The following is a 14527-nucleotide window of genomic DNA, read 5'->3' as shown; positions in this document are numbered from 1 at the left end:
AACTATTTTACTGCAAATTAACGATTGATTTTTACTATTTTAAATGATAAATATCAGTCGAATTCTTTGCTCTTTATTCTATTCTCTTGGCTCTTTATTCTTCAACGACTCGGTAATTTCATTCATCTTTTGAACTTTTTCTTCGAAATTTCCTTTCAGCGTTTTGCGATATTCATTCAGGTTTTCGACCATTTTATTGATATCGTCCGGAATGATTTCTTCAAAAAACTCCCGTAATCTTTTGGCAGTTGTTGGTGATTTTCCGTTAGTTGAAATAGCGATTTTAACATTTCCTTTAGTTACAATTCCGCCCAAATAATAATCACATAATGGCGGTGTATCAGCAATGTTGCAAATCAGAAATCTTTTTCGGGACAAATCGTATACTCTTTTATTTACTTTTAAATCATCTGTGCAGGCAATTACCATGTGGCGTTTGCGAAGCATCCAGCGATTGAACTTTTTATGGGTTAATTGCACCGAAGGATGTTTTGCAGCCAAGCTTTCCAGTTCTGGTAAAAACTTTGGGGCAACTACCTCAACATTCGCATTCGGACTCGATTTCAACATGAAAGATAATTTTTCTAAACCCACATTTCCTCCACCTACAATAAGTACATTGAGGTTGTGTAATTTTAAAAATATTGGATATAATTCGTTCCTTTCCAATGTTATTGTATTTCTTTTGATATGAATTCTTCGTAAAACCCTTTCAATTTATTGCTTTCTTTGACTACTTCTCCAATCACAATAATGGCTGGTGAACTTAATTTGTTTTCTATTACCACTTCTTGGATTGTGTCAATCGTTCCAACTCCAATTTTTTCTTGTGGAGTAGTTCCGTTTTGAATAATCGCAACGGGAGTTTCTCCTTTGGATTCCTTTTGGAATAATGAAACAATTTGTGATAATTTACTCATTCCCATCAAAATAACAACAGTTGCCGATGATTGCGCTGCTAAAGCCACATCATTTGACAATTTTCTATCAGAGGTTGTACCTGTAATTACCCAAAAACTTTCCGAAACACCTCTTTTTGTCAAAGAAATTCCTTGATAAGCGGGAACTGCTATCGATGATGAAATTCCGGGTACTACAAATGTAGGGATTCCAAAACTTTCTGCGAATTCTATTTCTTCGCTTCCTCGACCAAAAATAAATGGATCGCCACCTTTTAATCGAACGACATTTCCATAGGTAAGCGCATTATCAACAATCAACTGATTGATTTGGTCTTGTGTATATTCATGACAGCCTTTTCGTTTGCCTACAAATATTTTGATGGCATTTTTTGGTGCATGAATCATTATTTCATCATTGGCCAGCGCATCATACAAAACCACATTTGCTTCAGCAAGTGCTTTTACTCCTTTTAGAGTAAGCAAATCCGGATCGCCAGGACCAGCGCCTACTAAAGTTACTTTGGGTTGTACTATATTATGCATTAGCTAAATCTTTTGCTCTGTATTTTTCTATGTTTTCAAAAAAGGCAACTCCTTCTTGAATGTATTTTTGTGCAAATTCTGCAGAAGGCTCATTCGCTCTGATTTGGTATACTAAATCTTTGAACGTTGAGTTCAACTCGATTTTATTGCTTTCGATGAAAACCGTGTCAAACAAATCGATGATTCCTGCATGGTGATTTGTTTTTTGGTTTTCAGCAAGTAACAATGCTTTAGCTCCATTTACAAATCCTGCGTATGCCAAATAAATTGCATCAGCCCATTTTCCTTCATCAAAAGCTTCTTGTGCGAAAGTCATTTTATCTTTAGCTTCTAATATCAAAGTAGCTACTAAATCAATTACAACTCCAGCACATTCTCCTACTCCAACTGCCTTTACGTAGTTATCAGCATTTCCCCAATCTACAAAATCAGCTTCGGTAAGATTAGTCAAATCGGCTAATGGTTTCAAAAATTCGTAGAAGTATTTTTCTCCTTTGGCATCATAATAATTCAAAAATGATTGTCCGTTTCCGTTCGCTTCAAAATCATTTAAGATGAAACGTAATGCATCAGGTCCTCTTCTACTTGGAATTTTGATTACTTTGTCAGAAAATCTTCCGTTTCCGTTTCCTAAATTTCCTCCGCCTAATAACACTTGAAGTGCTGGCGCCACTAATTTCCCTGAATTGATTGACATTCCTTGGAAACCAATTTCGGCCATATTGTGTTGTCCACAAGCATTCATACAACCACTGATTTTAATCGTGATTTCCTGATTGTTGCTGTATTGTGGATATTCCGTTTCTAAAACTCTTTCTAATTCTACTGCGATTCCGGTGCTGCTTGCAATTCCTAAATTACAGGTGTCTGTTCCCGGACAAGCTGTAATATCTGAAATGGTATTGTAACCCAAAGCCACAAAATCTAATTTGGCTAATTCTTGGTAGAAAAACGGTAGGTTTTCTTCTTTTACGTGACGAATTAAAATATCCTGTCTCAAAGAAAAACGCAATTCATTAGCCGCATAATTTTTGATTAATTTTGCCAATGCTCTAGCTTTATCTGTATAAAAATCACCCAATAAAACTTTGATTCCAATCGCTACATAACCCGCTTGTTTTTGCGCGATTACATTTGATTTTTTCCAAGCTTCGAAAGCTGCTGTGTCTTCGATTACTACTTTTGGTGCTTCCAATAAAGGAGCTGGAATTTCACCATCAAAAGCAGTTGTATCGATTTCAACTGTTTGGTAAGACAAGGCTTTTTTCTCTTCTTCCACTAATCGTAAAAACTCGTCTCTTCCCAAATCTTTGATTAGGAATTTCATACGCGCTTTCAAACGTTTTGCTCTTTCGCCATAGCGATCAAAAATTCTTAAAACACCTTCGGTTGTTGGGATAATTTGGTTTACCGGAATAAATTCAGAAAGCAATTCCGCATGACTTGGTTGAGAACCCAATCCTCCACCTAACATTACTTTGAATCCTCTTTCGCCATTTACAATTTTTGGAATAAAACCTAAATCGTGCAAATAACTCAATCCTGTATCTTTATCTGAAGATGAAAATGACATTTTGAATTTACGTCCCATTTCCTGACAAACCGGATTTCTCAAGAAAAACTGAAACATAGCGTGCGCATAAGGCGAAACATCAAAAGGCTCTTCTCCATCGATTCCCGCTGTTTCACTAGCTGTAATATTTCTAACGGTATTTCCACAAGCTTCACGAAGTGTAACATCATCTTTCTCCAGTTCAGCCCAAAGTTGTGGTGTTCTGTCCAAACTTACATAGTGAATCTGGATATCCTGACGCGTTGTAATGTGTAAACGTCCTGTTGAATATTCATCAGAAACTTTAGTAATACGCAACAATTGTTCGCTGGTCACTTTACCAAAAGGCAATTTGATACGAATCATTTGTACGCCTTCCTGACGCTGACCGTACACTCCTCTCGCCAAACGAAGGCTACGGAAACGCTCATCATCAATTTTCCCGTCACGGAATAAAGCAATTTTTCTTTCTAAATCGATAATGTCTTTTTGGACAATCGGATCTTCTATTTCGGTTCTAAAACTTTCCATCTTTTCTTGACTTTAGGCTATTGGATATTAATTATGTTTGGATTTTATTTTTGGCTTAAGCCAAAAACTAACGAATAAATCCAACTCCCGCTGTGGTATTAGTAGCAACATCTATTAAAATAAAAGCGCCGTTTGATTTGTTGTCGTTGTAGGCATCAAAATACAAGGCTTTACTCAATTTAATATTTACTTCACCAATTTCATTAATGCTCAATTGAGTCGCTGGTGTAACTCCAGAATAATCGGTTGCGATTACGTTTTTTACGCTTTCAATTTTCGCCAAAACTCTGTTCGTATTGTGTTGTACCAAATATTTTGTACCTGGAACTAACTTTTTGCTGTCCATCCAACAAATCGTTGTATTGATATCTTTTTCAATTTTAGGCAACTCATTCGATTTTACAATCATGTCACCTCTTGTTACATTGATATCATTTTCCAGTTCTAAAGTAATCGAGGAACCTGCTGTAGCTTCATCAAATTGTTTGTCAAAAAAGTGAATATTAGTCACTTTAGATTCTGTTAAAGAAGGAAGAACGGTTACCGCATCGCCCACTTTAATATTATTACCGTATAATTTTCCGGCATATCCTCTGAAGTCATGATACTCTTCTGTTTTTGGTCTAATAACCGTTTGAACCGGGAAACGTGCTTTTCCTGTTTCAAAAACATCTTCTGGCTCTAAAGCTTCTAAATGTTCCAAAACCGTTTGTCCGGTGTACCAAGGCATGTTTTCTGATTTGTCTGCAACGTTTCCTCCGTTAATAGCACTTAACGGAATGTAACTTACGTTTTGCTCTTTAAAAGCACTTTTGCTATTTAATTCCTGGAAATCAGCTTTGATTTTGTTGTATACTTCTTCTGAATAATCAACTAAATCCATTTTATTTACCGCAACAATCACTTCTTTTACTCTCAATAAATTATTGATGAAAAAGTGACGGTATGTTTGTTCAATAACTCCTTTACGAGCATCAATCAAAATGATAGAAACCTGTGAAGTCGAAGCTCCGGTAACCATGTTTCTAGTATATTCTACGTGACCTGGAGTATCGGCAATAATGTAACTTTTCTTTGCTGTCGAAAAATAAATATGTGCCACATCAATCGTGATTCCTTGCTCTCTCTCAGCAACCAAACCATCGGTAGCCAAAGAAAAATCTAAATAATCGTATCCTTTTTGCTTGCTGCTTTTTTCTATTGCCTCAATCTTATCTGTAGTCAACGATTTTGTATCGTACAATAATCTCCCGATTAAGGTACTCTTTCCGTCATCTACACTTCCTGCTGTTGCTATTTTTAAAACTTCCATCTGAATTTTATTTAAAGTTTAAAAGTTTAAGGTTTCAAGTTTCCCAAAAACACCTTACATACACTTCTAAATTTGATTTTTTATTTTAAATGTTGAATTTTAAATTTTAAATGTCTCGGAACAATTCATAATTTTAAATTCATAACTTATAATTATTTTCTAAAAGTACCCTTGTTGTTTTCTTTTCTCCATTGCAGCTTCAGAACGTTTGTCATCAATTCTCGCTCCTCTTTCTGAAATAGTCGAAGATCTGATTTCGCCTACTACTTCTTGAATTGTTGCTGCGTAAGAATCAACAGCCGCGGTACAACTCATATCGCCAACGGTTCTAAAACGAACAATTCTTTCTTCAATTTCCTCATCTTCTTCTTGGTAAACAAATGGAGAATGTGACCAAATCATACCGTCTCTCAAGAATACTTTACGTTTGTGTGAAAAATAAATCGATGGAATTTCGATTTGCTCTTGCTCTATATAACTCCAAACATCAAGCTCAGTCCAGTTCGAAATTGGAAAAACACGTACGTTTTGACCATTTTCAATTTTTCCGTTCAAAATATCAAACAATTCCGGACGTTGGTTTTTCTCATCCCATTGACCAAAGTCATCGCGAACAGAGAAAATACGTTCTTTGGCTCTTGCTTTTTCTTCATCGCGGCGCGCACCACCAATACAAGCATCAAATTTGAATTCTTCGATTGCATCCAAAAGTGTTGTCGTTTGCAAACTATTTCTGCTGGAATATTTCCCAGATTCTTCTACAACTTTACCTTCGTCAATAGCATCTTGTACATTACGAACGATTAATTCCAATCCTAGTTCAGCAACCAATTTATCTCTGAATTCAATCGTTTCAGGAAAATTATGTCCGGTATCTACGTGCAACAATGGAAAAGGAATTTTTGCAGGAAAAAATGCTTTTTGTGCTAAACGCACCAATGTAATCGAATCTTTTCCACCAGAGAAAAGTAAAACCGGCTTGTCAAACTGAGAAATAACTTCTCTAAATATGTATATCGCTTCGCTTTCTAAAGCGTTTGTTTTTAATATGGTACTCATTTTTTTAATTTAAAGATTTAAATGATTGAAAAATTTAAAGATTCCATCAATCATTTATAATTTATAATTCATAATTTAAAATTACTTCTGGTGTAAACCACATTCTTTATGACTCGATTCCCAAGACCATCTTCCTGCTCTGATATCTTCTCCAGGTGCAATTGCTCTGGTACAAGGTGCACAACCAATGCTTACAAAACCTTTTTTATGCAAGGTGTTTTGTGGTACATTATTATCATCTATATATTTTTGAACCTCTTCTAAAGTCCATTTTAATAACGGATTGAATTTGATGATATCAAAATGTGCATCATATTCAAAAAAAGCTAAATCATTTCTGTTTTCGGATTGCTCGGCTCTTAAACCGGTAATCCAAATGTCATTTCCTTTCAACGCTTTAGTCAAAGGCGCTACTTTTCGAATGAAACAACATTCTTTTCTATTCTCTACCGATTCATAAAAGCTATTTGGTCCTTTTTTATTCAATAATTCCTCTACTGCTGTTGTGTCTGGGAAATACGTTTTAATATCGATTTTATACTTTTTTAATGTTTTATGGAAAACATCATACGTTTCTTGAAATAATCTACCAGTATCCAACGTAAAAATGTTAATTGGTAAATTATTTTGACCAATTAAAGCTGTTATTACTTGATCTTCCTGCCCAAAAGAAGTAGAAAAAACCACTTTATCTTTGTATTCATTAGCTAAAAACGAAAGTGTTTCTTCAATTGAAAAATCCTTTGTTTTATCTAATAAAGTATTGGTTATTGCTATGCTCATAATTTCGTTTCTCTTTATAATAATTTAGACAGTGTTTTTAAACTCAAAATAATAATTAAAATCCCTACCAAAATCATCATAGGTTTTCTCTTTATTTTATTGACTAAAATAGCGGCAATTGGAGCGGCAATTACACCACCTAAAATCAACCCTATAATCACTTGCCATCCTTGTATTCCTCCAAAAAGCATAAATGTAACACCACTTGCAAAAGCTACTGCAAACTCGGCTGCATTCACAGAACCGATAGTGTATCTAGGATTTCTGCCGTTTCCAAGTAAAGTTGAAGTCACGATTGGACCCCATCCACCACCACCAACAGCATCCATAAAACCTCCAAAAGAAGCCAAAACACCTAATTTTTTAGTTTTCTTTTTAATGATATTCTTTTTTAATGCTTTTCTAATAATTATAACTGCCAGCGCAATCATATATACTGCTATAAAAGGCTTTATCGCATCTCCATCAATCACATCCGACAATAAATAAGCACCTGCAATAGAACCTAAAACACCTGGAATCAACAAATGTCTCACTAGTTTTTTATTGATATTCCCAAATCGATGATGAGAAATGGCAGAAGCTCCAGTAGTAAACATTTCAGCAACGTGAACACCTGTACTGCTAATCGCCGGTGGAATTCCATACGCCAATAAAAAAGAAGTCGAAGTCGCTCCATACCCCATTCCTAAGGTTCCATCTACTAATTGTGCAAATATCCCAATACAGAAAAAGATTAAAAACTCCTGATTAAATCCCGCTATGAAACCATCCCAAGAAAATTCTGCATGATGATTGTACACTAATGTAGAAATTAAACCTACTAATAAGACAACCGGAACAATAACCCACAAGCGTTCTTTAAAAGTCGTTTCCGATTTTACATTGATATTAATGGCTTTCAATTCTTTGCTCATGCTTTTAAAATTCAACTGTTTTAATTATTCATATCTATTACCCCATCGGAATAGTAGATTATTATGCAAAAGTAGAACTTTTTACTTAACTACAAAATTTATTTTGTGATTTATTGTCTAAAAAGCGATATCTGCTAGCGTATTGTTTTCCAATATCATAAGCGTATTGTCACGAACCTCTGTCATTAGTTTACGGACCGCACAAGTGGATTCATCTGTACAGTCATCACAAGGCTCATAAAAATTATGACTGGCACAAGGAAGTAACGCAATTGGGCCCTCGAGAATTCGATACACATGAGCCATATTTATTTCTTTAGGATCTTTTATCAAATAATATCCTCCGCCTTTTCCTTTTTTGGCTCCTAAAAAACCAGAATGGCGTAACAGTAGTAAAATACTTTCCAAAAACTTAATTGAAATATGTTCACTCTTTGCTATTTCAGCAATTTGTATCGGCGTTTGATCTTTCTGGCGTGCCAAAAAAGTCAATGCTTTTATTCCGTATTTTGTTTTCTTTGAAAGCATTTTGAAAAAATATTTATGAATGATATATAAAATACCGATTTTTAATTGACCTCAAATCTACAATCAAAAATCGGTATTCTGAAATCTAAATTTTTACGAAAGTGCCTGTTCTAAATCAGCAATTACATCTTTAACTGTTTCCAGTCCTACAGAAACACGCACTAGACCATCCGTAATACTCACCGCTAATCTTTCTTCAACAGTTAATTTACTGTGAGTTGTAGATGCTGGATGCGTAACAATTGTTCTGGTATCTCCTAAATTTGGCGAAAGCGAACACAATTTTATTTTATCTAAAAAGGCTCTTCCCGCTTCAATTCCTCCTTTGATTTCAAATGCAACGATGTTGCCTCCTAATTTCATTTGCTTTTGAGCAATTTCATATTGCGGATGCGATTTCAAGAATGGATACTTCACTTTATTAACCTGAGTATGGCTTTCCAGAAACTCAGCCACTTTCAAGGCATTTTCACAATGTCTATCTAAACGAATCGCTAAAGTTTCTAAACTTTTTGATAATACCCAAGCATTAAATGGAGATAAGGAAGGACCGGTAAGTCGAGAAAACAAATAGATTTTTTGAATCAATTCAGCATCACCAACAGTTATTCCGCCCAAAACTCTACCTTGACCGTCCATTAATTTTGTAGCTGAGTGTACCACTAAATGTGCACCCCATTTTATCGGTTGCTGCAAATAAGGTGTCGCAAAACAGTTGTCAATAATCAAAATCAAATTATGTTTTTTGGCAATAGTCCCTAACAGTTCCAAATCGATAATATCAACAGCAGGGTTGGTTGGGGATTCGGCAAAAAGAATCTTTGTATTTGGTGTAATAAAACTTTCAATGGTTTCTGGCTTATTAATATCAAAATAGGAGGTTTCAATATTCCATTTTGGAAAATAATTGATAAATAAAGAATGTGTCGCCCCAAAAACACTACTAGAAGAAACAATATGATCTCCAGATTTCAATAAAGCTGCCAAGGTTGAATACACTGCTGCCATTCCAGAAGCAAAAGCAAAACCCGATTCAGCACCTTCCATTTTACAAATTTTCTCTATAAATTCATTGGTATTGGGATTACTGTAACGGCTATAAATATTTCTATCCTTCTCCTCAGCAAAAGAAGCACGCATATCTTCGGCATCCTCAAATACAAAACTTGAAGTTAGGAACAAAGGCACTGAATGTTCTAAATATTGAGTGCGTTCTAATTGATTGCGTATGGCTTGGGTTTCAAAACCGTATTCTTGATCGTTCATTTTATTTTTTAGTTTAAAGTTTAAGGCTTAAAGTTGTTCGGATATTCAAATCCAATCTTTAATTAAACTATAATGATTTATTATTCAAAACTACTTTGTAATGTATCGTTGCTGTTGGCTCTAATGTTTTAGAAACTGAACAGTATTTTTCGAAAGAAAGTTGAGCCGCCCTAGCTGCTTTTTCTTCATTAATGGGTCCTTCCAAAAAGAAGACTACTGTAATATCCTTGAATGGTTTTGCTTCTCCTACTTGCACACGTTCCCCTTCAACCTCAGCTTTGAAAGAAGTGATTTCTTGGCGTTGTTTCTTTAAAATTGAAATCATATCAATCGCACTGCAACCCGCAACACCCATCAATACTAATTCCATCGGACTTGGACCTTTATCGTCTCCACCAAATTCTGGTCGGCTATCAACATTTACTATGTGACCACGCTCGTTTTTTAATTCAAAGTGGAAATTGTCGTTTACTCTGTTTAGTGTTATTTTCATTTTTCCCCTCCCCAACCCTCCCCGAAGGAAAGGGAGCCAAGACTGGAGGCAGTCCCTTTTTTAATAATTTATATTGCACGTAGATCAAACGGATTTTTGTTTTTTATATCTGAAATCTAAATTCAAAAATCTGCAATCTTAAATCTTTACCCTTTATCCGATAATCTCAAAATATCTCCAAAAACACCTCTCGCCGTTACTGCTGATCCTGCGCCTGCGCCCTGAATTACGATTGGTCTGTCGCCATAGGATTCTGTGTAAATTTCGAAGAAAGAATCCGAACCTTTCAATCCGCCCAAAGCAGTATCTGATGGTACCGAAACTAATTTTACTTCCAAATTTCCTTTATCATTTTGCAAATCGCCTGACAATTCACCTATGTATCGCAACACGTGATTTGGCTTTTGGTCGGCTTTTATTTTAGCATAAATCGGGTCAAACTCCGTCAGTTTATTTAAAAAATCAGAAACATCACCTTCACGTAAATGTTCTGGAATTAAATTTTGAATATCAACTTCTTCAAACTCATTTTGCAAGTCTAATTCTCTTGCCAAAATCAATAATTTTCGACCTACATCATTCCCACACAAATCTTCTCTTGGATCTGGCTCGGTATATCCATTATCAATTGCTTCCTTCAATATTTCACTAAACGAAGCATCTTTTGCAGAAAAATTATTGAATAAATAACTCAATGTTCCTGAGAAAACACCTTTAATCTTAGTGATATTTTCACCAGAAAGGTGCAATAATTTAATCGTATCAATCAAAGGTAATCCCGCCCCAACATTGGTTTCATAAAGATAACTCTTTTGATTATCCGCAAGTACTTTTCGTAATTTTTTATAAAAACTATAACTTAACGTATTGGCCACTTTATTAGAAGATATCAAATCAAAACTGCTTTCTGCCAAAGGAATGTAATTTTCAACAAATGTGGCACTTGCAGTGTTATCAATCGCAATCAAATTCTCCAAGTGATGCTCATTCGCATACGCAATTACATCATCGATAGTATAAGAGAATCCATTGTTTTGAATTTCATTTTTCCAGTTTGGTGTAACACCGTTTTTATTTAAAAGTACATTACTTGAATTGGCAATAGCAAAAACATTCAACTTAATGTCTTTTCGTTTTTCGATGGTTGCTGCTGATTCTAATATTTGGTTAATCAACGTACCGCCCACTAAACCATGCCCAAAAATAGCAATGTTAATTTTCTTTGATACTCCAAAAATCTCACCGTGAATCACGTTTAAGGCTTTGTTCAGTTGCGATTTTTTCACCACCAAACTCACGTTTTTACCTGTAACCGTATTATTGAAAAGAATCGGGACAATTTTATTTTTTATCAAGGCCGTATAAGGCTTGTGAAACGTGCTCAAATCTTGGCCAATGATAGAAATCACCGAAACATTATCCGTAACCGTGATTTTATTTACATCTTTTGAATAGAAATCATTTTCGAATTCTTTTTCTAATTCGATCATTGCTTTAGTCGCTTTATCAGCGGCAACTACCAAACCAATTCCTCTTTCTGAAGAACCTTGAGAAATGATGCTTACGCTAATGTCATTGTCTCCCATCACTCTGAAAATACGTGCATCAACACCCGTTTTTCCTAGCAATCCTCTTCCTTCCAGATTCACTAACGAAACATTTTCAAGTACCGAAAGCGTTTTAATTCCTTCTTTGTTAGAATTAGATGTGATTAATGTCCCTTTGTTTTCGTGATTGAAAGTGTTCAAAATACGAAGTGGAATGTTTTTTTCCAACAAAGGAATAATAGTCTTTGCATGAAGAATTGTTGCTCCAAAATTAGCCAACTCATTCGCCTCGTTAAAAGTCAAATGGTCAATTTTCTTCGCATCAAGCACTAAGTCAGGATTCGCGGTATAAATTCCGTCTACGTGTGTATAATTCTGTAATTCGTCTGCATTTAAGTAATTTGCAATCAAAGAAGCGGTATAATTACTGCCGTTTCTTCCTAAAGTAGTGGTGTCATTATTGTTATTAGAACCTATGAAACCGGTAACAATATTTACGGTTGTTCCGTTGTTTTGTTTGAAATAATTGATGACATTTTTCTTCGAAATTTGTTCCAAAGGTTGCGCATCACCAAATTTAGAATCAGTTTTTATCAATTCTCGAGTATCGGCAAAACGGGCATTTATGCCATTTTCAACCAAAATAGCCGTCAGTAATTTTGCAGAAAGCAATTCTCCTTTAGATAAAATCTGATCTTTAATTTTGTTGCTGTAATCGCCAATTAAACTTACGCCTTCAAATAATTTTTCTAGAACATTGAATTCCTCAGACAAATCTACGTCTTGATAATCGTCTTGTTGGTACTTTTTGAAATCCTCAAAAAGCGGTTTGTAATCTCCGTTTTTAGAAGCAATACTTAAAATTTCTTCCAATTCATCCGTAGCATTTCCTCTTGCTGATACTACAATGGCAATTTCTTCTCCTTGATTTACTTTATCGGTAATAATCGCAATAACTTTATTTATTCCGTCGCCATTCGATAACGATTTACCTCCAAATTTTAATATTTTCATTGTGTTGTGTTTTTTGGCTTAGAATATATCCTGAAGCAAATTGTCTAATTGTTTGTATTCTATCAAAAAAGCGTCGTGTCCATGAATGGAAACTATTTCCTGATAGGTAACATTATTTTTATATTTTTTTAATTCTTCGTAAGTGGCTCTATTTTCATTTGCCGTAAAAAACAAGTCTGAATTGATTCCGATAATATGAATATCAGCTTCAATTTTTGATGTCACATCTGCGAATGAATTGCTGTTTCTGGTAATATCTATCGTTTTCAACAATTGATTCATCATTTTGTATGATGAAATTTGAAAACGTTTTTGAAGCTTTTTACCATGATGACTCAGCCAGCTTTCTACATTGAAAATGGCTAACTCCTCATTAGTAGTTCTCTGGAATTTTGCAGTAAAAGATTCGGGAGTTCTGTAGCAAAGCATGGCATGAATTCGAGCATCTTCAATAGGTTTTGAAGAATTTTTGAGAATTTGCTCTTGCAAAAAGCAATTGGCAATTAACCAGTCTGTCGATTTCCAATCAGTTGCAATAGGAATTAAATGTTGTGTGATTTTTGGTTCCAATGCAACCAATTCCCAAGCAATTCCTCCGCCAACAGAACCACCAATAATGGCATAAAGCTTTTCTATTTTAAGAAAATGAATGCCTTTAATAAAAATTCTGGCAATATCTCTGGTATTAAAATCCGAATAATTTTCAATGATAGCATCATCAAAACCATTTCCCGGAACATTAAAAGCCAGTATTGTATATTTATTGGTATCGATGGTTTTGTTTTCACCAATTAAATCATTCCACCAACCTTTGTCTCCCACAACTTGTGAATTTCCAGTCAATGCATGATTTACCAAAACGATTGGAGCTGTATGTAAAGCTGGTCCAAAAACTTGAAAACTTAAGTTTAAGGTAGCATAAAAAGCCCCACTTTCGGTGGTAAAATTTTGTAATGTAATAGATGTTGGTTTATTTTCCAATTTCAAATCTTTTATGATTTTTGATTTGTGTCTGGAAATATTAGAAAGAAAGCTAGGAGTTATCTAGACAAATTCTTAGTGTTATCTTTCCACGATGAGCGTGGTAGAATGCAGCACCTTCTTCGATAAATCGAAGGGTTGCTAAGGCTTCATCGGGTCTAATCCCTCTGCCTTTCTTTATAACATTTCAATACGTTTGTGAACTTAAAGGTACAAATTAACTACTATTTTTTTAAACAACCAAATTTTTATCAAATTGGTTCTAATTGATTTATTGCAAATTGACTTGAAAAAATCATACACAATCATCATCCCGACAAAAGATAAAAACAATATAGCATCGTTTTATCTTTCGTCGAAATCATAATTTGAGATTTACTATCGGCGATTCAAAAGCTAAAATGACTATCCCTTTTTTAAATAAAAAGTTCTTCATTTTCTTTTGAATACATTTGAAACAGTAATGAACTCGGCACTGTTTTTTGCGCCAAAGGATCATTTTTTGATATTTCAAATCTTGGATTGGTCAATTCATTTTTTGAATCGTTTTCCTTTTTTGTTTTGGTTCTGAAACTAAAGCCATTTAGTAACCGTAATGTCTTCGGGAAATTTTTTAATGTGCTCATACTATTTGAATTTACGATGTTAGTTTTGTTTTAATTATTTTTTGATTTCTGAAAAGTTTCTATACTTTCAAACTAATCTGAATGAAAAAACCCTTTTAGATACGTATCCAAAAGGGTTTTAAGTTGTGCTATAAACTTATACTTTTGGAATCAACAGACACGAATGCACATAATGGCATTGGCGCAAATCATATTTTTGACTTTAAAATTGTTTGTATTCTGGATTTTCAGGTTATTCATTTATGCTATTATTTCCGTGAAATTATTCGGTTGTATTCAAAAAAAAAAGCTTCCCGTTATCTGGGAAGCTTTTACTATATAATTTAAAAATTATGCAATAAGCGACCCTCAGGAATTTTCCTGTGCGACTTTAAACATTGTACAATTGTTATATTTCATTTTTACTTTATTTTGAATAATCAAATTTGCAAATTATTTTTTTAATATCCTAATAAAATTAAAAAAAAATCTGG

General features: G+C 34.4%; 14 protein-coding genes and 1 riboswitch. Of the genes, 1 reads left to right on the top strand and 13 read right to left on the bottom strand.

Features of this window, described 5'->3' with window-relative positions; genetic code table 11:
- Positions 1 to 78 precede the first annotated feature (78 nt).
- The 13 genes from ACXX80_RS07430 to ACXX80_RS07370 all read right to left on the bottom strand — a co-directional run bounded on the left by ACXX80_RS07430 (position 79) and on the right by ACXX80_RS07370 (position 14054).
- A complete protein-coding gene (locus ACXX80_RS07430) occupies positions 79 to 669 on the bottom strand; it encodes a precorrin-2 dehydrogenase/sirohydrochlorin ferrochelatase family protein (RefSeq protein WP_458552667.1) in 591 nt (196 codons plus the stop codon).
- 2 nt (positions 670 to 671) lie between these two features.
- Positions 672 to 1445 carry a uroporphyrinogen-III C-methyltransferase gene (gene cobA, locus ACXX80_RS07425; protein ID WP_458552666.1) on the bottom strand — a complete coding sequence of 258 codons (774 nt, stop codon included), beginning with the start codon at positions 1443 to 1445 and terminating at the stop codon, positions 672 to 674.
- A complete protein-coding gene (locus ACXX80_RS07420; protein ID WP_458552665.1) occupies positions 1438 to 3528 on the bottom strand; it encodes a ferredoxin-like domain-containing protein in 2091 nt (696 codons plus the stop codon). Before ACXX80_RS07420 ends, cobA begins: the two co-directional genes overlap by 8 nt.
- A 67-nt stretch (positions 3529 to 3595) precedes the next feature.
- Positions 3596 to 4840 (bottom strand): sulfate adenylyltransferase subunit 1, encoded by a 1245-nt coding sequence (locus ACXX80_RS07415; RefSeq protein WP_417981787.1) that lies wholly within the window; start codon positions 4838 to 4840, stop codon positions 3596 to 3598.
- A 159-nt stretch (positions 4841 to 4999) separates the two neighbouring features.
- On the bottom strand, positions 5000 to 5899 hold the full coding sequence (gene cysD / locus ACXX80_RS07410; protein ID WP_099713587.1) for a sulfate adenylyltransferase subunit CysD: 900 nt from the start codon (positions 5897 to 5899) through the stop codon (positions 5000 to 5002).
- Between the two features lie 81 nt (positions 5900 to 5980).
- On the bottom strand, positions 5981 to 6682 hold the full coding sequence (locus tag ACXX80_RS07405; protein ID WP_458552664.1) for a phosphoadenylyl-sulfate reductase: 702 nt from the start codon (positions 6680 to 6682) through the stop codon (positions 5981 to 5983).
- A 14-nt stretch (positions 6683 to 6696) separates the two neighbouring features.
- Positions 6697 to 7599: a sulfite exporter TauE/SafE family protein gene (locus ACXX80_RS07400; RefSeq protein ID WP_315208765.1), complete on the bottom strand. Its 903-nt coding sequence runs from the start codon at positions 7597 to 7599 to the stop codon at positions 6697 to 6699.
- 117 nt (positions 7600 to 7716) lie between these two features.
- Complete coding sequence (locus tag ACXX80_RS07395) at positions 7717 to 8127, bottom strand: RrF2 family transcriptional regulator (protein ID WP_315208763.1); 411 nt, start codon at positions 8125 to 8127, stop codon at positions 7717 to 7719.
- Between the two features lie 93 nt (positions 8128 to 8220).
- Positions 8221 to 9393, bottom strand: a complete 1173-nt coding sequence (locus ACXX80_RS07390) for a trans-sulfuration enzyme family protein (protein ID WP_458552663.1) — start codon at positions 9391 to 9393, stop codon at positions 8221 to 8223.
- Positions 9394 to 9460: 67 nt separating this feature from the next.
- Complete coding sequence (locus tag ACXX80_RS07385) at positions 9461 to 9886, bottom strand: OsmC family protein (RefSeq protein WP_417951226.1); 426 nt, start codon at positions 9884 to 9886, stop codon at positions 9461 to 9463.
- 146 nt (positions 9887 to 10032) lie between these two features.
- Complete coding sequence (thrA, locus tag ACXX80_RS07380) at positions 10033 to 12447, bottom strand: bifunctional aspartate kinase/homoserine dehydrogenase I (protein WP_458552662.1); 2415 nt, start codon at positions 12445 to 12447, stop codon at positions 10033 to 10035.
- Positions 12448 to 12465: 18 nt separating this feature from the next.
- Complete coding sequence (locus ACXX80_RS07375) at positions 12466 to 13428, bottom strand: alpha/beta fold hydrolase (RefSeq protein WP_458552661.1); 963 nt, start codon at positions 13426 to 13428, stop codon at positions 12466 to 12468.
- A gap of 78 nt (positions 13429 to 13506) precedes the next feature.
- A riboswitch (SAM riboswitch) is annotated at positions 13507 to 13614 on the bottom strand.
- A gap of 230 nt (positions 13615 to 13844) precedes the next feature.
- The gene (locus ACXX80_RS07370) at positions 13845 to 14054 is read right to left on the bottom strand and encodes a hypothetical protein (protein WP_458552660.1); all 210 of its coding nucleotides are present in this window, start codon (positions 14052 to 14054) and stop codon (positions 13845 to 13847) included.
- A 144-nt stretch (positions 14055 to 14198) separates the two neighbouring features.
- Here ACXX80_RS07370 and ACXX80_RS07365 point away from each other — a divergent pair, with 144 nt between their 5' ends.
- Positions 14199 to 14381 (top strand): hypothetical protein, encoded by a 183-nt coding sequence (locus tag ACXX80_RS07365; RefSeq protein WP_458552659.1) that lies wholly within the window; start codon positions 14199 to 14201, stop codon positions 14379 to 14381.
- The last annotated feature ends 146 nt before the right edge of the window (positions 14382 to 14527 follow it).

The sequence above is a fragment of the Flavobacterium sp. GNP002 genome, from assembly GCF_054343795.1.
This window is presented reverse-complemented; position numbering and strand designations above follow the sequence as displayed.